The sequence below is a fragment of the Leisingera daeponensis genome (assembly GCF_019801465.1).
Classification (GTDB): domain Bacteria; phylum Pseudomonadota; class Alphaproteobacteria; order Rhodobacterales; family Rhodobacteraceae; genus Leisingera; species Leisingera daeponensis_A.
Genome location: NZ_JAHVJA010000004.1, coordinates 73,498 through 91,491, shown reverse-complemented (window position 1 = coordinate 91,491; position 17,994 = coordinate 73,498). Strand labels below are relative to the sequence as shown.

Here is a 17,994-nt window from a genome sequence, read left to right as displayed (position 1 = left end):
CGGCTGTTTCCGATGGTGGAAAATCATGTCGCAAAAAACAGATGAACAGCCGCATTTTTCTGAAATTCCTGTTGCGTGCCGCGCTGCAGCACACTAGCTCTGATCACGGGACACCCCTCCCCAACGAGGGGCGCTTATCTGGAAGGGTAGCATTTATGGCTATTGAACAACCTGCCGCGCGGCCGGCCAATCCGCGTTTTTCGTCCGGCCCCTGCGCCAAACCCCCCGTCTTCGATCTGAGCAAACTTGCAGGCGCGCCGCTGGGCCGCTCACACCGCGCCGCGGTGGGTAAGGACAAGCTGAAAGCAGCTATCGAAGGCACCCGGGAAATCCTGAACATTCCCGCCGATTACAAGATCGGCATCGTGCCCGCCTCCGACACTGGCGCGGTGGAAATGGCGATGTGGAACCTGCTCGGCGCCCGCGGAGTTGAGATGCTGGCCTGGGAAAGTTTCGGCTCCGGCTGGGTTACCGACGCGGTTAAACAGCTGAAGCTCGACGCCACCGTCAAAACCGCCGACTATGGCCAGATCGTGGACCTCGGCACCGTCGATTTCACCAATGACGTCGTCTTCACCTGGAACGGCACCACTTCCGGCGTGCGCGTCCCCAACGGTGATTGGATCCCGGCGAACCGCGAAGGTCTGACCATCTGCGACGCCACCTCCGCCGCCTTTGCGCAGTATCTGCCGTGGGACAAGCTGGATGTGACCACCTTCTCCTGGCAGAAGGTCCTGGGCGGCGAAGCGGCGCACGGCATGATCATCCTCAGCCCCCGCGCAGTGGAGCGTCTGGAGAGCTACACACCCGCATGGCCGCTGCCCAAGATCTTCCGCCTGACCAAGGGCGGCAAGCTGATCGACGGCATCTTCCAGGGCGCGACCATCAACACTCCTTCGATGCTGGCGGTGGAGGACTACCTGCTGGCGCTCGACTGGGCCCGCTCGGTGGGCGGTATGGAAGGCCTGCGCGAGCGCGCCTATGCCAACCTGGCCGCGGTGCAAAGCTTCGTGCAGGACAACCCCTGGATCGCCTTCCTGGCCGAGCAGCCGGAATACCGCTCCAACACATCTGTCTGCCTCAAGTTCTCCGACGAGCGTATCCAGGACGGCGCCGCCTTTGCCAAGGCTGTGGCCAAACGGCTGGAAAACGAAGGCGTTGCCTATGATATCGGCGCCTACCGCGACGCGCCTCCGGGCCTGCGCATTTGGTGCGGCGGCACGGTGGAGGCCGCCGACGTGGCAGCCCTGATGCCCTGGATCAAATGGGCCTTCGAGGCCGAGATCGCCGCGCAGACCGAAGCGGCCTGAGCAACCTGCAGGGCGGGCGATTGCGCCCGCCGCTTCCAAGATTTCTTACAAGGACCGCAAACATGGCTCCCAAAGTCCTCATCTCCGACAAGCTCTCCGAGGCCGCCGTCCAGATCTTCCGCGACCGCGGCATTGACGTCGACTTCCTGCCCGATGTGGGCAAGGACAAGGAAAAACTGGCGGAAATCATCGGCCAGTATGATGGCCTCGCCATCCGCTCCGCAACCAAGGTGACCGAAAAGATCCTGGAAAGCGCCGATAACCTCAAGGTGATCGGCCGCGCCGGCATCGGCACCGACAACATCGACAAGGAAGCCGCCTCCAAGCGCGGCGTCATTGTGATGAACACCCCATTCGGCAACATGATCACCACCGCCGAACATGCCATCGCTATGATGTTCGCGGTGGCCCGCCAGCTGCCGGAGGCCTCCGCCTCCACCCATGCCGGCAAGTGGGAAAAGTCCAAGTTCATGGGGGTCGAGCTGACTGCCAAGACCCTGGGTGTGATCGGCGCCGGCAACATCGGCGGCATCGTCTGCGACCGCGCCCGCGGCCTCAAGATGAAGGTGGTGGCCTATGACCCTTACCTGAGCACCGAAAAAGCCGACAAGATGGGCGTCGAAAAGGTCGAGTTGGACGAGCTGCTGGCACGCGCCGACTTCATCACCCTGCACGTGCCGCTGACCGACCAGACCCGCAACATCCTGTCCAAGGAGAACCTTGCGAAGACCAAGAAGGGCGTGCGCATCATCAACTGCGCCCGCGGCGGCTTGGTGGACGAGGGCGCGCTGGCGGAAATGCTGACCTCCGGCCATGTGGCTGGCGCCGCTTTCGACGTGTTTTCGGTTGAACCGGCCAAGGAAAACGCCCTGTTCGGGCTGCCCAATGTGGTCTGCACCCCGCATCTGGGCGCTGCCACCACCGAGGCTCAGGAAAACGTCGCCCTGCAAGTGGCAGAGCAGATGTCGAACTACCTGCTGACCGGGGCTGTTGAAAACGCGCTCAATATGCCCAGCGTGACCGCAGAGGAAGCAAAGGTCATGGGGCCCTGGATCAAGCTGGCCGACCATCTGGGCAGCTTTGTGGGGCAGATGACGGATGAGCCGATCAAGGCGATCAACATTCTCTATGACGGTGTTGCCGCTGGAATGAATCTTGAAGCTCTGAACTGCGCGGTGGTTGCAGGTATCATGAAACGCTCCAACCCCGAGGTGAATTTGGTCTCTGCCCCGGTTGTAGCCAAAGAGCGCGGCGTTCAGATCTCTACCACCAGCCAGGACAAGTCCGGAGCCTTCGATGGTTATGTCAAGGTAACGGCTGTGACCAGCAAGCGCGAACGCTCGGTGGCAGGCACTGTGTTCTCCGACGGCAAGCCGCGGTTTATCCAGATCAAGGGTATCAACATCGACGCGGATGTCGGCGCCCACATGCTCTACACCACCAACGAGGACGTGCCCGGCATCATCGGTGCCTTGGGCCATACCCTGGGCGACCACGGCGTGAACATCGCCAACTTCACGCTCGGCCGTTCGGAGGCTGGCGGTGAAGCCATCGCACTTCTGTATGTCGATGACGAAGTTCCGGCAGAGGTGCGCGCCAAACTGGCTGAAACCGGTCTGTTCAATCAGATCAAACCGTTGCAGTTCGACGTCGTCTGACAGCGGCCTTGCACGATTTGGCCCTCCGGCTTGATGCTGCCGGAGGGTCCCTATCATTCATTGTTGCGGCGCATAGGCAGCTTTGTCAGGCCGACTGCGCAGGACAATCACGCCAAACAGCAGCATCGACACCAGCGCCGCCAGTGATCCGGCCTGCGCCAGCATTTCGGTGCGTTCCTGAATCGCCAGCGGAATGCCCGGCACCAGAAGGCCCAGAGACAGAAGGGCTGCGGCCAGATGCAGGCGCGGCAGCGCGCCGTAATCCGCACCAGGCACCAGATGATAGTAAAAGGCGTAGATCGCGCAACTGACCCACCCAAGCAGGTTCAGATGCCCATGCGCAGGCGACAGCAGGTGATCCTGGCTCGCTGACATCTGGATGCCCCAGACCATACCACCTAAGGCGCAGATCACCGCAGTCAGCATAAACAGCCGCGCAATTCCAGTCATTTCCCGTCCCTCCCCAGAGCGCCGCTCCGCCTTTCCTATTCCCGGCGGCTCGCAGCCATGTGCAGTTAGATTACCACATTCACCTGATCTTGCGGGTAAATCCGTTTCAGGGGCAGTTTCGCCGGGACTCCCGTTGCACGTCACGATACACCGGCCTTGCCTTCTTACCCGCTGAAAGGATCCGCTTCATGACTGCTCCCATTTACGCCATCGGCGATATCCACGGACAGCTCGACATGCTGGACCAGGCGCTGGAGCGGATTGAGGCCGACGGAGGCCCGGAGGCCCGCATTGTGTTTCTAGGCGACTACGCGGACCGCGGACCTGACAGCAGCGGCGTGCTTGACCGGCTGATTGCAGGCCGGGGCGAGGGCCGCAACTGGGTCTGCCTGAAGGGCAACCACGACCGGATGTTCGAGTGGTTTCTGGAAGAGACGCCACGCCACGACCCGCATCTGCTGATCGGCTACCATTGGCTGCATGAGCGGATCGGCGGAGTTGAGACTCTGGCCAGCTACGGGCTGACATTCGAGGACCGCACCCGGCTCGACGATCTGCACGCCAGGGCCAAGGAGGTCATTCCTGCGCCGCACGCAGAATTCCTGCGCAGCCTTACTGCCCTGCACGAGACGCCGGAGCTAGCCTTTGTGCACGCCGGGATACGTCCCGGAGTGCCGCTTGCGGGGCAGCATGAGGACGACCTGGTCTGGATCCGGCAGCCGTTCCACGACCACACCGGCCCGCATCCGAAGCTGATCGTGCATGGTCACACGCCGGTGGACAAGGCCAGCCACTATGGCAACCGCGTCAATCTCGACAGCGGCGCCGGCTATGGCCGACCGCTCACTGCTGCGGTATTCGAGGGACGCGACTGCTGGCTGCTGGCAGAAGCGGGCAGGGTTCCTTTGCTCCCGTAACGCCACTTCCTAAGGCGAAAAGCATCTTGGGGTGAGCGCCGGAAGGCGCGAGGGGGCAAGGCCCCCTCAAAAGGTCATCACGTCCAGTCCAGCACCACCTTGCCGCTGGCCCCGGATTTCATCGCCGCAAATCCCTCGGCAAAATCATCCACGCTGAAGCGGTGGGTGATCACCCGGCTGACATCCAGCCCGTTCTGCAGCATGGCGATCATCTTGTACCAGGTCTCGAACATCTCGCGGCCATAGACGCCCTTGATGGTGATCGCCTTGAAGACGATGCGCGACCAGTCGACCGGCGACTTGCCCGGCGGAATGCCCAGGAGGGCAATCCTGCCGCCCATCACCAGTGCCTCGACCATCTGGTCGAGCGCCGCCTGGCTGCCAGACATCTCCAGCCCGACATCAAATCCCTGCTTCATGCCCAGCTGATGGATCACATCCGGCAGCTCTTCCTTGGATACATCCACTGTGCGCACTGCAGGCACCACATGGGAGGCAAGCTTCAGCCGGTCAGGGTTGATGTCGGTGATCACCACGTGCCGCGCGCCGGCGTGTTTCGCCACCGCCGCCGCCATGATGCCGATCGGACCCGCGCCGGTGATCAGCACATCCTCGCCCAAGAGATCAAAGCTCAGCGCCGTATGCACCGCATTGCCCAAGGGGTCGAGGATTGCGCCGATCTCGTCCGGCACGTCATCCGGCAGCGGCACCACGTTGAAGGCGGGCAGCTTCAGATACTGGGCAAAGGCGCCCTGTTCGTTCACCCCGATGCCGCGGGTGCCGGGATCCAGGTGGAACTTGCCGGCCCGGCTCTGGCGCGAATCCGTCTTGATCAGGTGCCCCTCGCCGGAGCAGCGCTGCCCCACGACCAGATCGGTGACATTGCGGCCGGTCTCGACAATCTCGCCCGCAAACTCATGGCCGGTGATCATCGGAACCGGCACAGTGTGCGATGCCCATTCGTCCCAGTTCCAGATGTGAATGTCGGTGCCGCAGATGCCGGTTTTCTTCACCTTGATCAGCACCTCGTCCGGGCCGATCTCGGGCACCGGCGCCTGCACCATCCACAAGCCCTCCTGCGGATGGCTCTTCTCCAGCGCCTTCATCGTGTTCGGACGGCTCATGACACAATTCCCAATTCCTTGCCCACCTTGGCAAAGGCGGCCAGCGCCCGATCCAGCTCCTCCCGCGTCAGCGCCGCATTCATCTGGGTGCGGATCCGCGCCTGACCGCGCGGCACAACCGGGAAGAAGAAGCCGGAGACATAGACGCCCTCATCGAACAGACGCGCCGCCATATCCTGCGCCAGCTGCGCCTCGCCCAGCATCACCGGGATGATCGGATGCTCACCCGGCAGCAGGTCAAAACCTAGCTTTTCCAGCCCCGCGCGCCAGTATTTCGCATTCTCGAACAGCTGCGCCCGCAGGCCGTCCCCTTCCTCAACCAGCCGGATCGCCTCCAGCCCGGCAGCAACAATCGATGGCGGCAGCGAATTGGAGAACAGATAGGGCCGCGCCCGCTGCCGCAGCAGGTCGATCACTGGCTGCGGCCCGGCGATATAACCGCCGATGGCCCCCCCAAGTGCTTTGCCCAATGTCCCGGTGACGATATCCACGTCCACCCCGAAATGCTCCGGCGTGCCGGCGCCCGTCGCCCCCATGAAACCGGTGGCGTGGCAGTCATCCACCATCACGATGGCATCGTATTTGTCCGCCAGCGCCCGGATCTCCGGCAGCTTGGCCAGATAACCGTCCATCGAGAACACGCCGTCGGTGGCAATCATGATATGCCGCGCGCCGTCCTCGCGGGCCTGTTTCAGCCAGGCCTCCAGATCGTTCATGTCGCTGTTCAGGTAGCGGTAGCGCTTGGCCTTGCACAGCCGGATGCCGTCGATGATCGAGGCATGGTTCAGACTGTCGGAGATGATGGCATCCTCCGGCCCCAAGAGCGGCTCGAACAGCCCGCCGTTGGCGTCGAAACAGGCCGCAAACAGGATCGCGTCATCCTTGCCGAGGAAATTCGCCAGCCGCTGCTCCAGCTCCCGATGAATGTCCTGGGTGCCGCAGATGAACCGGACAGAGGCCATGCCGAACCCTTTCGGCTCCATCGCGTCTTTTGCAGCCTTGATCAGGGCGGGGTGGTCGGCCAGACCCAGATAGTTGTTGGCGCACAGGTTGATCACTTCGCGCCCGCCAACCGTGATCTCGCCCCCCTGCGGGGAGGTGATCATTCGCTCGCGCTTGTACAGCCCCTCGGCCTCGATCTGGGCCAGCGTGTTGGAGATGTCGGTCAGAAAAGCAGTGGACATGCGCAAACTCCCTTGGTGTCTCGAGTCGCGTGTCTATCATAGCGGATGCGTTTCCGGAATACAGGATTTCAGGATTGCGGAAAAAAATCCGTGAAACTGGAATGTGTGGGTGGAAATCCGCCAATCCGGACTATCTGCCCAGGAAACAGGGAAGGGCACGGAATGGCTAGGGTCACAGGAATCGGCGGGGTATTCATCAAGGCACGCGGCGATGCCAAGGCACTGGCAGAGTGGTACCGCGATCATCTGGGACTGGACCTGCAAGAGTTCGGCGGTGCGGTTCTGAATTGGCAGGAAGACACGGCTGAGGACGGCGGCCTGACCGTCTGGGGCACCGCCGACCCGAACGGCAGCTGGTTCGCCCCCAGCACCGCCAGATTCATGATCAACTACCGGGTCGACGATATGGACGGGATGATCGCGCAGCTCACAGACGCCGGCATTCCGATCCTCAAGGGGCCAGAGGCCCACGAGAACGGCCGCTTTGCCTGGATCATGGACCCGGAAGGCAACAAGGTGGAGTTGTGGGAGCCGAAGCTCTGGGATGAGAAGAGCAAGGGCTGACCGCCCAAAAAGAAAACGCGGCCCCCTTCCGGAGACCGCGCTTCCAATCAGCAAAGCTGTCTGGCTTATGCCAGTTCCAGGTTCACCGCCGACTCGCGGCCGTCACGGCCGGGCTCGATGTCGAAGGTGACTTTCTGGTTGTCGGCGAGGCCGGTCAGGCCGGAACGCTCAACAGCGGAAATGTGCACGAACACATCTTTGCTGCCGCCCTCGGGCGCGATGAAGCCGTAGCCTTTAGTGGTGTTGAACCATTTTACGGTGCCGGTGGCCATATCCGTAGTCTCCTGTTTGTTGCTGCCCGCGGAAGTGCGGCAGCCTGGCGTAGTCGGTCTGGATCGAGAGACTGGTAACGCCGCAAAAACGGGAGACAGTGGATCGACAAGAATAACGTTAGCGGTCCACATATGGGCCGGACCCCCGAGTCGTTCAAGGGAAATGTGCATAAAAGGCCCAGGGAGGGGATTTCCTGCCAACAAGTGCCGCCAGGCACTAGCAGTACAGATGGAGCGGATTTGGACTACGCATTCTTCACAATCAAAAACACCCGCGCAGGCCCCTCGGGTGCGGTGATCGAATGGGCCACATCGGCGGCATAGCGGGCGGTGTCGCCGGCCTGCAGCTGGTCTTTGGCGTTGCCGGAGCTGACCGCGATCTCGCCTTCCAGCACCGTCAGCTGCTCCACCGCGCCGCGGGTGTGGGGCTGGCTGACCAATGCGCCTCCCTGATCAAACCGGATGTCATAGACCTCATGCCCGCCGGCTTCTTCCGGCGGTGACAGGATGCGGATGCGGCAGCCCTGGCCCATGTTCTCGATCTTGGGGACGTCAGCAGCGCGCAGCACCTCGATCCGGTCCTGCATGTCGCCGGCTTCCAGCAGCCCGGCAAAATCTACCTGCAGGGCCCGCGTCAGGTTCCACAGCGTCGCGATGGTGGGGGAGCTTTCGCCGCGCTCGATCTGGCTCACCATCGACCGGCTGACGCCCGACAGGTTCGCCACCGCCTCAAGGCTCAGGCCCTGGGCGCGGCGCGCCTCCTTCAGGCGGGCGGGCAGCAGGGTCAGGATATCGTCAGTGTTTTCCGTCATGACGGATTCTCTGCGCCGATGGGCGGCGTTTGTCAATTGATCCGGTAGAATGCAGATGCTGCGCCGCTGCGGTTCACAGCGGGTGTACATTAAGGACACGGGGAGTGACGCCGCGTTTCCATGACGGCACGTCCCGGCAGACAGGTTCATGCTGCGGGCGCATAATAGCACCAACGCAGGAGTTGAGGAGAAGAACCAATGACAGACATCGTGATCCTGGACGGCGCCCGCACCGCCATCGGCACCTTTGGCGGCGCGTTGGCCGATACCGCGCCCATTGACCTGGCCGCCGCCGTGTCCAAGGCGGCGCTGGAACGCTCCGGGGTGGAGGGCGGACAGATCGGCCATGTGGTTTTCGGCCACATCATCAACACCGAACCCCGCGACATGTACCTAAGCCGGGTTGCAGCAATGCAGGCAGGTGTCCCGGAGGTGGTGCCGGCGATGAACGTGAATCGGCTTTGCGGTTCCGGTGTGCAGGCAATTGTCTCCGCTTATCAGTCTCTTGCCTTGGGCGATGCGGAATTTGCGCTGGCCGGCGGCGCCGAGAACATGTCGCGCAGCCCCTATATCCTTCAGAAAAGCCGCTGGGGTGCCAAGATGGGCGATGTGAAATCGCTCGACATGATGCTGGGCGCGCTGAACTGCCCGTTCGGCACCGGCCATATGGGGGTGACGGCCGAGAATGTCGCTGATGAGCATGGCATCACCCGCGAACAGATGGACGAGTTTGCCCTCAACAGCCAGACTCGCGCCGCGGCGGCGATTGAGGCGGGCCATTTCAAGTCCCAGATCACGCCCGTAGAGGTGAAGGTGAAGCGCGACATGGTGCCGTTTGAAGTGGACGAGCACCCGAAGGCCACCACGCCCGAGGCGCTAGCGGGACTGCGGGCTGTGTTCCAGAAGGACGGCCGGGTAACTGCCGGAAATGCCAGCGGAATCAACGACGGCGCCGCGGCCATGGTACTGGCCACCGCCGCCGCTGCAGAGCGTGCAGGACTGAAACCCAAAGCGCGGATTCTGGGCTATGCCCATGCCGGGGTGCGGCCTGAGGTGATGGGCATCGGCCCGGTGCCTGCGGTGCGCAACCTGTTGGAGAAAACAGGGTTGTCTGCCAGTGACTTCGATGTGATCGAGTCGAACGAGGCCTTTGCCTCGCAAGCGCTGGCGGTGAACAAGGAGCTGGGCCTGGATCCCGCCAAGGTAAACCCCAATGGCGGAGCAATTGCGCTGGGCCATCCGGTGGGGGCAACCGGTGCCATTATCACCTTGAAAACGCTGTATGAGCTGGAGCGTACCGGAGGGTCGAAGGGGCTGATCACCATGTGCATCGGCGGCGGCCAGGGCATCGCGCTGGCGATAGAGCGGATGTGACGGAAAGCTGCACGGGGCTGCCGGTCCGGCAGCCCCGTGTGTGTCCAGAGCAAGCACAGGTTTCACGCACAACTTACGAAGCTTTTATATACAATACTTACAATTCAAAGTAGAGATTATTGATTGGCAGGAATCATAGGTGACGATCTGGTTCTTAGGGTAGCTGCTCACGGGGCAGCTTCTTCGGGGTTCAGGAGACAAGCGTGAAAGTGTGAGGCCGTGCTTGTGTTCATTGCAACCTCTAGGTCAGCAAGGGGGCCATATGACGGCTAAGGTTTTGCTTCTGGAAGATGACAGTGGCGTCCGATTCACGTTCAAAATGGCCCTGCAGGATGCAGGGTATGATGTCACTGCTGTCGCCAGTTGCGCCGAAGCGATTGCTGCGCTTTCAGACATCTCTTCGGGAATTATGATCCTTGACCTCAAGATCGGAGAAGAGATGTCGTTGCCGGTGGCTGATTACGCAGCCCTCATGCGCCCTGAGATTCCGGTGGTTTACATCACTGGCAGCCGCCTGTTCACCGGCGGAGAACTGTTCGGCCTGAGCCGCAACATCCGCTGGGTACTGCACAAGCCGGTCAATCTGGCCGACCTAGTGAGCATGGTCGACTATGTAACCGGGCAGAGCGTCACCGCAGAAGCCAGCTGATCCGGACAGCGGTTCAACCAAAGGAAATAGTAAAAACCGCTCCCTCTTCAGGTTCGGCGTCGGCAGTGAAGTTCCAGTTGTGGCGGCGGCAAATTTCGGCACAGGTCGACAGACCGATGCCGCTGCCCTCGATTTCAGGGTGCGCGCGGTGAAAGGGCTGCAGTATTAGGTGCCGGTCTTCTGGGGCGAAACCGGTGCCGTTGTCCGCCACTGACAGTTGCCATTTGTCCCGTCCTGCGCCCGCCATTCTGATGGTGATCTCCAGAGGCCGTTCCGGGTGACGGTATTTTATGGAGTTGGATAGCAGGTTAGTCAGAACCAGGTGCAGTAGGGCGGGGTCAGCATGAAGCCGGAAACCACCGCCGGTGATCCGGATATTGCCCCCGCAGGCCTGCAAATTTTGGCTCAGGCTCGTACAGGCCTCCGATACCGCGTCCTGTGCAGAGATTTCCTGTATGTTTATCCTCGTGGAAATCGACACAGAATGTTCCAGCAGTTCCGTTGTCAGCCGGTCCATCTGGTCGGTGGCCCGGGCCATGTGCTGCAGGAACTCGCGGGCTGTTTCAGGTAATGAGGCGGCATAATGTTCCGAGAAGTAGTGGAGGGCCCCGGTCAGGGTGCTGAGCGGTGTGCGCAAATCATGCGACGCGGCACGGGCAAAGGCTTCCATCGACAGCAAGGTTTCCTGCAGTTTCAGGTTGGCTTCCTTGGCGCCGCGCACTTCAGCCTTCAGGCTGCTGCGCATATCATTCATCTGCCGAAGCGATGCTGCCGTGATTCGAAGCTGGTCTTGAGTCAGCAAGATCAGGCGTTCGCCATGGGTGCCGGAGGGAAGTAATGAAACGCGGAACTCGGTGTCCTGGGATGCAACTGATCGGATGCCAGCAGCCATGGGAAGGGTTGTGGAGCCCTGCGTCGTTCCTCTTCTCAGACGGGCAAGCACATGATCCGGTTCCAGCCGGGTCAGGGTACTGATGCAGGTTCCGTGCAGTGTGTTCCCACCGGGCGTTCTCCCTGGCGCAAAGCTGCGTTCGGCCCGCCGGTTGCAGACCAGGATCCGGCCATTCCAGTCAAGGATAAATGACGCATAAGGCGACGCCAGGAAGGCGTTCCCCAGAAGTTCAGCCTCCAGGCCGTTTTCAGCTGGCGGCGATGGCGTCATGAAAAAGAACCCGCTGTGGCCAAACGGGCATGTTGAGAGGAGCAGACAGGACTCGAAATAGCCGGTTCAGGGCTCAGCAGCCCGACAGGTGTCTGGCAACAGCACATGCTGCGCTTACTCCGGCTCGTGCCGGTACAGTTGAATACCTCCGAAGACATGGGTTGTCCGGCCTGCTGCATCCTGGCGGGCCTCTGCAAACAGCTCCCCCTTAGCGTAGCTGTCATCGCGGGTTTGCAACCGCATAGAGGAATGAAAGGGGTGCCCCCGCGTCAGCACGTTTTGCAGGCCGTTCTTAGCAAGATCCCGGTCCTCTGGATGAATCCGCTCCAGCAGCCTTTCCACCGACGGAACATCCTTTCCCTGCGTATACCCCAGAAGGCTGAACATCGGCGGGGTCCAGACCGGCACATTATTCATCACGTCAAAAGAGAAGATGCCAACCGAAAGGTGGTTCTGGACTGCAGCGCTGCAGCTGAGCATCAGCTCGCGTTCGTCGAATTTGGCCTTGTCCCAGCATACGCCGATCAACTGGATATTCTCACCGTGGGAATCCTGAAACACGATCAGGCTTCCAGCGATGGTGAGAGTTCCGCCGGTATCGTCAAAGAAACGTGCCTCAAACTCAAACGAGCCGCCGCCTTTTAAAAGCTCTTGCAGACGCGATTGCAGACCGATGCGATCCTCCGGGTGGGCCCGTGCCAGCAGACCGTCGAGGGTTAATCCCTCTTCAGCTTTCTCGATTCCGAGAATGGCATGGGCTTCGGGAGAGAGATAGGTGTCGTTGCTTTGCAGGTTCTGAGTCCAGAAGCCGACGCTGGTGACTTTACTGACCAGCTTCAGGACATCGCTGAAGGGTTCGTTGTCAAACCGTGTTACGGTGATGGAGATTCCGATCAGTTTGTGGTGGCGATCCTGAACCGGAGACAGAATCAAAGTGAAATAATCGTTGCCGGACAGGACCGGGATGCGACGGGTTTCCTGCAGCCGCAATACGGTATTCGCGAGCGGAGCCAGGGCTGGAAATCCGGCAGGCAGATTGCATTGGCTGAGGTGCAGCCCGGTCGGGGGCAGTTCAGCAATGCCGAAAACATCTTGGGCCGCGCGCGAGAGGCGCCGGATGATCAGCGCCTGGTCAGCCAGGGCCACCGCATAGGGGGAGGACGCGAGCATCGCTTCCATCTCAGATGCCAGCGCCTGGCGCTCGGCTGAGCTGATCTGCAATTCTTCGTTTACGGTCAGCAGCTCTTCGTTGGAGGACTGCAGTTCCTCGTTCGAAGTTTCCAATTCCTCATTGGTGGCCTGGAATTCCTCGTTGGTGGATTGCAGCTCCTCGTTGGAGGATTGCAGTTCTTCGTTGGCGGTTTGCAGTTCCTCGATGGTCTGCTGCAGAGCTTCCTGGGTAGACCGGATCTCCAGTTCCATGCGCTCGACATAATCGCGCTGATCCTGGTCGGAAATTTCATCCAGACTGATTTCTTTGTGCTCTTCGAACCGGCTGTTGATTGCCAGCAGGCAATGGGCCTCACCACCCTTTTGGTGATAGAAGGGAAAAGCCTGCAATTGAACGCGGTTGCCCGTCGGCAGCGAAAGTTTGTGCCAGCGCCCGTCCCGGCGCGCTTCATTGCGGATGGCTACGGCGATCAGGCTGGCGGCTTCGCTGCGCAGCGGCTCGATCAGAATTTTGACGTTTAGCGATGTCGACATCCCGGCCCGGATTTCGCTGTATACGCTGATGTCCCCGAGAATTTCGATGATGTTGCCATTCCGGGTGCAGATCAGGCCATTCGGGGCAACGGAGCGGGCCAGCGACAAATCGGCCTGTGCCGCTTCCTCCGTGGCCGCCTGAGCCGCGGAGTTCGTCAATTTGCGCGATTGCAGGTAGGACGCGCTTGGCACCGCCGGAGTGACAGTGAGTTCCCCGGACATTCCGCGGCGCTTGCCAAAGATTTTGTCCGCACCGTGGCGGGCTTCGAAATAGATACCCATTTCACCAACGGTTTCGGATGTGCCCAGGAACAGCAGGCCGCCTGGCGCCATGGAGTAATGAAGCCGCGTCAGCACGCGCTCCTGCAGAGCCAGATTGAAATAGATCAGCACGTTGCGGATGGTGATCAGGTTGACGTTGATGAAGGGCGGATCCTGAATCACGTTGTGGCGTGAGAACAGCGTGACATTGCGCAGTTCCTGCCGTACTGCGATGTCGTTCTCGCCAACGGTAAAATACTTTTGCAAATAGCTTGCCGGTATATCCTGCGCGGCTGATATCGGGTAGATCCCCTTGCGCGCGACTTCGATGGCATTCTGGTCGATGTCCGTAGCGAAAATCTGGACGCTGCTTTTGGTCAGGGCCTGCAGCCCGCCGAGCAGCTCTGCAACCAGGATGGCAATGGAATAAGCCTCCTCGCCAGTGGCGCAGCCCACAACCCAGATGCGCAGCGGGCCGGACCCGTGATTTGCCAGCTGCCTTTCAAGTTGTTCATTCAGCTTGCGGAACTGTTCCGGGTCGCGGAAGAAGCGGGTGACAGAAATCAGCAGGTCACGGTGCAGGGCATCGACTTCATCGACGTTCGACCGGCAGTAATCCACGTAGGTTTGATAGTCATCTATGGCCAATGCTGTCATCCGGCGGGCAACCCGGCGGTTTAGGGTGTTCTCCTTGTAGTTGGCGAAGTCAACTTGGGTCCGGGCGAGAAGAATCCCGAACAATTCGCTGAGCTTGCCCTGGCCATCCGTGTGCGGACGCAGAAGGGCCAGATTGTGCGGCCGGGTCAGGATTTTCTCGAAATGGCGGCCAATTTGCTCCGGTGTCAGGATCATATCGATGCAGCCGGTTTCAATTGCTGAGGCAGGCATGCCGTCGTATTTTGCCGAGCCGGGCTCCTGGGCAATGGTAATGCCGCCGCCTTCCCGGATTGCCTGCACACCATAGCTGCCGTCGCTTCCGGTACCGGAAAGCACAATGCCGACACAGCGTTCACCGCATTCTTCGGCAATGCTTTTGAGCAGCCGGTCTGCCGACGGTTTGGGTGAGGCCGGATGCCCGGCGGGATTGCGAAGGCGCAAAACGCCGTCTTCCAGCACCACGTCGGTGTCCGGCGGGGTGATGTAAATAGTGCCGGCCTCTGGTTCCGTCTCCCGGCCCAGTTCCACAACGGGCAGCATTGTTTCGCGGGCAATCAGGGAAGTCAGCACGCTTTTGTGAGTCGGTGACATATGCTGTGCAATCACATAGATGGCATTGGCCGAACGCGGGAGATTCCGCGCCAGATGTGACAGCGCCTCCAAGCCGCCGGCAGAGGCGGCGATTCCGACGACATGGAGACTGCCGCGGTCAGAACCAGCCAGAGATTCATCCATTCCCGGCGAGGCTTCAGGAGTTCCGGCACTCACTTGCTGATCCATATCTTCCATTCGTCTTCAATCGTATTGTCAAATTGCTTGCTCAAAAATGATACCTTGTACCTGCGCCCTTTGCGCAGGGCGCCACGGCTCTATGCAGCTGCGCAGAATTTGTCGATCAGCTGCAGCAGCTGGCCCGGCGTCACCGGCTTGGGCGCATAGCCGTCCATACCCAATTCCTTGACGGCAGCGTCGTCGTGATACCTTGAATCTGCTGTGACCGCGATGATCGGAACTTTTCTGGGGGGATCCATCGGGACCTCCCGGATTTGCCGTGCGGCTTCTATCCCGGAAACCCGGGGCATGTGCAGATCCATCAGCACCAGCCCATACTCATGGGGCGCGCGGCAGAGCATGTCGATGCCGGTTTGACCGTCTTCAGCGATGCCTACCTCCACGCCCAGGGCCGTGATGATCTCGCTCATCATGTACCGTGTGAATTCGTCATTTTCGACGAGCAGAACTTTGCGCGGGTTGTTCATCGACTGGTTCCGTTTTTTGCTGCGGTTACGGCCAGTGACAGGCCTCCGGCCACGGTGTGGCTTCAGGGGTGTTGGGGGGAACTCCGAAATAAACCTGTAGAATTCCATTTTTCAGCGGAATTCCTAGCCGAAGCCCCGCCGCCATAATGCTGGCGTTTCAACTTGCGGTCAACGTGTGCGAATTGCCAGAAAAACATCTTATGCGAGTTTTCGGCATGATTTTCGTGCGGGGTGCTGGCAAGGCAGCGGTGCGGCCAGACACGCGCCCGGTTATTTCCGCAGGCGGATGGGGGCAGCGGCCGGGAAGTGGGGTTTCTTTGCTCACACCAGCAAGGTGATGACGCCGAAAACAGTGGTGGCGCCCGCTGCACCCAACAGGGCGGGTGTGACCCAGCTGCGGGGATTGCGGGGCCGCACGCTGTTTTGCGCGGCTTGCGCGATCAGCGCCTGCTCCACCAAAGCAGGCAGGCGGGGGCCAAAGCGGGCCATCACTTTGGCGGTATCCAGCAGGTCGGTAACGACAGCACGCGGACCGATGGATTTCTTGATGTAGTCTTCGACCACCGGCCGGGCGGCTTCCCAGATGTTGATATGCGGATCCAGCGAGCGGGCGACGCCCTCGACTACCACCATGGTGCGCTGCAGCAGAATCAGTTCGGTGCGGGTTTCCATGCCGAAGCGCTCCGTGACCTCGAACAGGTAGTTCAGCAGGCGGCCCATGGAAATTTGCGAGGCGTCCATGCCGAAGATCGGCTCGCCCACCGCGCGAAGGGCGCGGGCGAATTCGTCAACGTCGCGGTTGGCAGGCACATAGCCAGCCTCGAAATGCACCTCGGCGACGCGTTTGTAGTCGCGCTTGATGAAGCCGTAGAGGATTTCGGCGTAAACCCGGCGGGTGTATTCGTCGATGTGGCCCATGATGCCGAAGTCATATGCGATGATGTCGCCGTTGGCCGCGACCTTGAGGTTGCCCTGGTGCATGTCGGCGTGAAAGAAGCCATCGCGCAGCGCGTGGCGTAAAAACAGTGACAGCACCCTGTTGGCCAGCAGCTTGCGGTCGTGGCCTGCCGCATCCAGCGCGTCGTTGTCACCCAGCGGGATGCCATCCGCCCATCCCATGGTCATCACCCGGCGGGCGGAATAGGCCCAGCGGATTTCCGGCAGTTGGAAGCCTTCGTCGTTGGCGGTATTCGCGGCAAATTCCGAAGCCGCGGCGCTTTCCAGTCTCAGGTCCAGCTCGCCCTGCACGACACCGTCGAAATGTTCTATCACGTCCATTGGCTTCAGCCGCCGCGCGCCGGGGGCAAACAGATCCACGATGCGGGCGGCAAAGTAGAAGGCGTCCACGTCCCTGTTGAAGGCGCGCTCGATCCCAGGGCGCAGCACCTTAACGGCAACTTCCTCGCCGGTTTCCGCCAGCGTTGCACGGTGCACTTGGGCGATAGAGGCGGCGGCGATCGGGTCGCTGAAGTCCGAGAAGATTTCGGAGACCGGACGGCCCAGCTCCTTTTCCACCTCGGCCAGCGCCTGGGCGCGGGAGAACGGCGGCAGCTTGTCCTGCAGCACCCGCAGTTGGTTGGCCAGATCCTTGCCCACCACGTCCGGACGGGTCGAAAGCACCTGGCCGAACTTGATATAGGCGGGCCCCAGCGCGTTCAGCGCGCGGGTCTCCGGCGGCATCGACGGGTCGCCCTTGTAGCCCAGCCATTTGAACGGCCAGCCCAGGGTGCGGGCCAGCATGCGCAAGGGTTTGGGCGCCTCGAACGCCTCCAGCACCGAATGCATGGCGCCGGTGCGCTCGAAAGTGGCGCCTGTGCGGATCAGGCGCAGGATATTATGAGGGCCGCGCATGGGTCAGATCTTCCAGCCGGAATGCAGGCAGGCGATGCCCATCGACAGGTTGCGGTATTTGGCGTTCCCGAAGCCCGCCTGTTTCACCATGCCCAGGAAGGTCTCCTGATCCGGGAAGTTGCGGATCGATTCCACCAGGTATTGGTAGCTGTCGTAATCCCCCGCAATCATCTGCCCCATCCGCGGGATCACGTTGAAGGAATAGAGGTCATACAGCTTTTGCAGCCCGTCATTCGGCAGCTGCGAGAATTCCAGCACCATCAGGCGTCCCCCCGGGCGCAGCACCCGGTAGGCCTCGTTCAGGGCCTCTTGCGGGCGGGTTACGTTCCGGATGCCGAAGGAGATGGTGTAGACGTCAAAGGTGTTGTCCTTGAACGGCAGCTTCATCGCGTCGCCAGTGACCCAGTCGAGGCTGTCGGCCATCTGCTCGGCTTCGGCGCGTTTGCGGCCTTCCTCCAGCATCGGGCGGGTGAGGTCCAGCACGGTGGAATGGCCGTGGCCTGCGCGTTTCAGGAAGCGGAAGGAAATGTCGCCGGTGCCGCCGGCCACATCCAAGAGCCGCTGGCCCGGGCGCGGTGCCAGCCAGTCCATCATCGCGTCCTTCCAGACCCGGTGAATGCCCACGCTCATCACGTCGTTCATGATGTCGTATTTCGAGGCGACCGAGTTGAAGACCCCCTGCACGCGGCCGGCCTTCTCCTCCTCGCGGACAGTTTCGAAACCGAAATGGGTGGTGTTCTGCGATGTGTCTGCCATGGGGCCTTGCCTCTGCGAATGCCGCCCCCT

Annotated in this window: 16 protein-coding genes; 6 read left to right on the top strand and 10 right to left on the bottom strand. The window is 61.1% G+C overall.

Annotation, left to right across the window (positions count from 1 at the left end):
- Nucleotides 1-155 precede the first annotated feature (155 nt).
- Together KUV26_RS11380 and serA are read left to right on the top strand one after the other, a co-directional pair.
- On the top strand, nt 156-1,310 hold the full coding sequence (locus KUV26_RS11380; protein WP_222508423.1) for a phosphoserine transaminase: 1,155 nt from the start codon (nt 156-158) through the stop codon (nt 1,308-1,310).
- A 62-nt stretch (nt 1,311-1,372) separates the two neighbouring features.
- Complete coding sequence (serA, locus tag KUV26_RS11375) at nt 1,373-2,968, top strand: phosphoglycerate dehydrogenase (protein WP_222504217.1); 1,596 nt, start codon at nt 1,373-1,375, stop codon at nt 2,966-2,968.
- A 57-nt stretch (nt 2,969-3,025) separates the two neighbouring features.
- On the opposite strand, the gene KUV26_RS11370 is transcribed toward serA, so the two are convergent.
- Nucleotides 3,026-3,418 (bottom strand): hypothetical protein, encoded by a 393-nt coding sequence (locus KUV26_RS11370; protein ID WP_222508422.1) that lies wholly within the window; start codon nt 3,416-3,418, stop codon nt 3,026-3,028.
- A gap of 188 nt (nt 3,419-3,606) precedes the next feature.
- On the opposite strand from KUV26_RS11370, the gene KUV26_RS11365 reads away from it, so the two are divergent.
- Nucleotides 3,607-4,335 carry a metallophosphoesterase family protein gene (locus KUV26_RS11365; protein WP_222508421.1) on the top strand — a complete coding sequence of 243 codons (729 nt, stop codon included), beginning with the start codon at nt 3,607-3,609 and terminating at the stop codon, nt 4,333-4,335.
- 77 nt (nt 4,336-4,412) lie between these two features.
- On the opposite strand, the gene tdh is transcribed toward KUV26_RS11365, so the two are convergent.
- Together tdh and KUV26_RS11355 are read right to left on the bottom strand one after the other, a co-directional pair.
- Nucleotides 4,413-5,441, bottom strand: a complete 1,029-nt coding sequence (tdh, locus tag KUV26_RS11360) for an L-threonine 3-dehydrogenase (RefSeq protein ID WP_222508591.1) — start codon at nt 5,439-5,441, stop codon at nt 4,413-4,415.
- Nucleotides 5,442-5,455: 14 nt separating this feature from the next.
- Nucleotides 5,456-6,643, bottom strand: a complete 1,188-nt coding sequence (locus KUV26_RS11355; protein WP_222508420.1) for a glycine C-acetyltransferase — start codon at nt 6,641-6,643, stop codon at nt 5,456-5,458.
- Between the two features lie 162 nt (nt 6,644-6,805).
- On the opposite strand from KUV26_RS11355, the gene KUV26_RS11350 reads away from it, so the two are divergent.
- Complete coding sequence (locus KUV26_RS11350; RefSeq protein ID WP_222508419.1) at nt 6,806-7,207, top strand: VOC family protein; 402 nt, start codon at nt 6,806-6,808, stop codon at nt 7,205-7,207.
- Between the two features lie 65 nt (nt 7,208-7,272).
- Here KUV26_RS11350 and KUV26_RS11345 read toward each other — a convergent pair whose 3' ends face one another.
- Together KUV26_RS11345 and KUV26_RS11340 are read right to left on the bottom strand one after the other, a co-directional pair.
- Nucleotides 7,273-7,479 (bottom strand): cold-shock protein, encoded by a 207-nt coding sequence (locus KUV26_RS11345; RefSeq protein WP_039184356.1) that lies wholly within the window; start codon nt 7,477-7,479, stop codon nt 7,273-7,275.
- A 245-nt stretch (nt 7,480-7,724) separates the two neighbouring features.
- Nucleotides 7,725-8,291, bottom strand: a complete 567-nt coding sequence (locus tag KUV26_RS11340; RefSeq protein WP_222504222.1) for a helix-turn-helix domain-containing protein — start codon at nt 8,289-8,291, stop codon at nt 7,725-7,727.
- A gap of 198 nt (nt 8,292-8,489) precedes the next feature.
- Here KUV26_RS11340 and KUV26_RS11335 point away from each other — a divergent pair, with 198 nt between their 5' ends.
- Entirely contained in the window at nt 8,490-9,665 is a 1,176-nt protein-coding gene (locus tag KUV26_RS11335; protein ID WP_222508418.1) for an acetyl-CoA C-acyltransferase family protein, read from the top strand.
- Nucleotides 9,666-9,927: 262 nt separating this feature from the next.
- On the top strand, nt 9,928-10,314 hold the full coding sequence (locus tag KUV26_RS11330) for a response regulator (protein WP_222504224.1): 387 nt from the start codon (nt 9,928-9,930) through the stop codon (nt 10,312-10,314).
- Nucleotides 10,315-10,327: 13 nt separating this feature from the next.
- On the opposite strand, the gene KUV26_RS11325 is transcribed toward KUV26_RS11330, so the two are convergent.
- From KUV26_RS11325 to ubiE, 5 genes are all read right to left on the bottom strand, one after another.
- Nucleotides 10,328-11,476 (bottom strand): sensor histidine kinase, encoded by a 1,149-nt coding sequence (locus KUV26_RS11325; protein ID WP_222508417.1) that lies wholly within the window; start codon nt 11,474-11,476, stop codon nt 10,328-10,330.
- 114 nt (nt 11,477-11,590) lie between these two features.
- Entirely contained in the window at nt 11,591-14,887 is a 3,297-nt protein-coding gene (locus KUV26_RS11320) for a chemotaxis protein CheB (RefSeq protein WP_222508416.1), read from the bottom strand.
- A gap of 80 nt (nt 14,888-14,967) precedes the next feature.
- Complete coding sequence (locus tag KUV26_RS11315; protein ID WP_222508415.1) at nt 14,968-15,357, bottom strand: response regulator; 390 nt, start codon at nt 15,355-15,357, stop codon at nt 14,968-14,970.
- A 321-nt stretch (nt 15,358-15,678) separates the two neighbouring features.
- Nucleotides 15,679-17,208, bottom strand: a complete 1,530-nt coding sequence (gene ubiB / locus KUV26_RS11310; protein ID WP_222508414.1) for a 2-polyprenylphenol 6-hydroxylase — start codon at nt 17,206-17,208, stop codon at nt 15,679-15,681.
- Nucleotides 17,209-17,211: 3 nt separating this feature from the next.
- Nucleotides 17,212-17,964 (bottom strand): bifunctional demethylmenaquinone methyltransferase/2-methoxy-6-polyprenyl-1,4-benzoquinol methylase UbiE, encoded by a 753-nt coding sequence (gene ubiE / locus KUV26_RS11305; protein ID WP_222508413.1) that lies wholly within the window; start codon nt 17,962-17,964, stop codon nt 17,212-17,214.
- Nucleotides 17,965-17,994 lie beyond the last annotated feature (30 nt).

Excerpts from the sequence above, each read along its gene's own strand:
- KUV26_RS11340 (WP_222504222.1), bottom strand. The coding sequence starts at position 8,291 with ATGACGGAAAACACTGACGATATCCTGACCCTGCTGCCCGCCCGCCTG.
- serA (WP_222504217.1), top strand. The coding sequence starts at position 1,373 with ATGGCTCCCAAAGTCCTCATCTCCGACAAGCTCTCCGAGGCCGCCGTC.
- KUV26_RS11320 (WP_222508416.1), bottom strand. The coding sequence starts at position 14,887 with ATGGAAGATATGGATCAGCAAGTGAGTGCCGGAACTCCTGAAGCCTCG.
- KUV26_RS11330 (WP_222504224.1), top strand. The coding sequence starts at position 9,928 with ATGACGGCTAAGGTTTTGCTTCTGGAAGATGACAGTGGCGTCCGATTC.
- KUV26_RS11370 (WP_222508422.1), bottom strand. The coding sequence starts at position 3,418 with ATGACTGGAATTGCGCGGCTGTTTATGCTGACTGCGGTGATCTGCGCC.
- KUV26_RS11355 (WP_222508420.1), bottom strand. The coding sequence starts at position 6,643 with ATGTCCACTGCTTTTCTGACCGACATCTCCAACACGCTGGCCCAGATC.
- KUV26_RS11335 (WP_222508418.1), top strand. The coding sequence starts at position 8,490 with ATGACAGACATCGTGATCCTGGACGGCGCCCGCACCGCCATCGGCACC.
- ubiE (WP_222508413.1), bottom strand. The coding sequence starts at position 17,964 with ATGGCAGACACATCGCAGAACACCACCCATTTCGGTTTCGAAACTGTC.
- KUV26_RS11325 (WP_222508417.1), bottom strand. The coding sequence starts at position 11,476 with ATGACGCCATCGCCGCCAGCTGAAAACGGCCTGGAGGCTGAACTTCTG.
- KUV26_RS11315 (WP_222508415.1), bottom strand. The coding sequence starts at position 15,357 with ATGAACAACCCGCGCAAAGTTCTGCTCGTCGAAAATGACGAATTCACA.
- KUV26_RS11350 (WP_222508419.1), top strand. The coding sequence starts at position 6,806 with ATGGCTAGGGTCACAGGAATCGGCGGGGTATTCATCAAGGCACGCGGC.
- KUV26_RS11380 (WP_222508423.1), top strand. The coding sequence starts at position 156 with ATGGCTATTGAACAACCTGCCGCGCGGCCGGCCAATCCGCGTTTTTCG.
- KUV26_RS11365 (WP_222508421.1), top strand. The coding sequence starts at position 3,607 with ATGACTGCTCCCATTTACGCCATCGGCGATATCCACGGACAGCTCGAC.
- KUV26_RS11345 (WP_039184356.1), bottom strand. The coding sequence starts at position 7,479 with ATGGCCACCGGCACCGTAAAATGGTTCAACACCACTAAAGGCTACGGC.
- ubiB (WP_222508414.1), bottom strand. The coding sequence starts at position 17,208 with ATGCGCGGCCCTCATAATATCCTGCGCCTGATCCGCACAGGCGCCACT.
- tdh (WP_222508591.1), bottom strand. The coding sequence starts at position 5,441 with ATGAAGGCGCTGGAGAAGAGCCATCCGCAGGAGGGCTTGTGGATGGTG.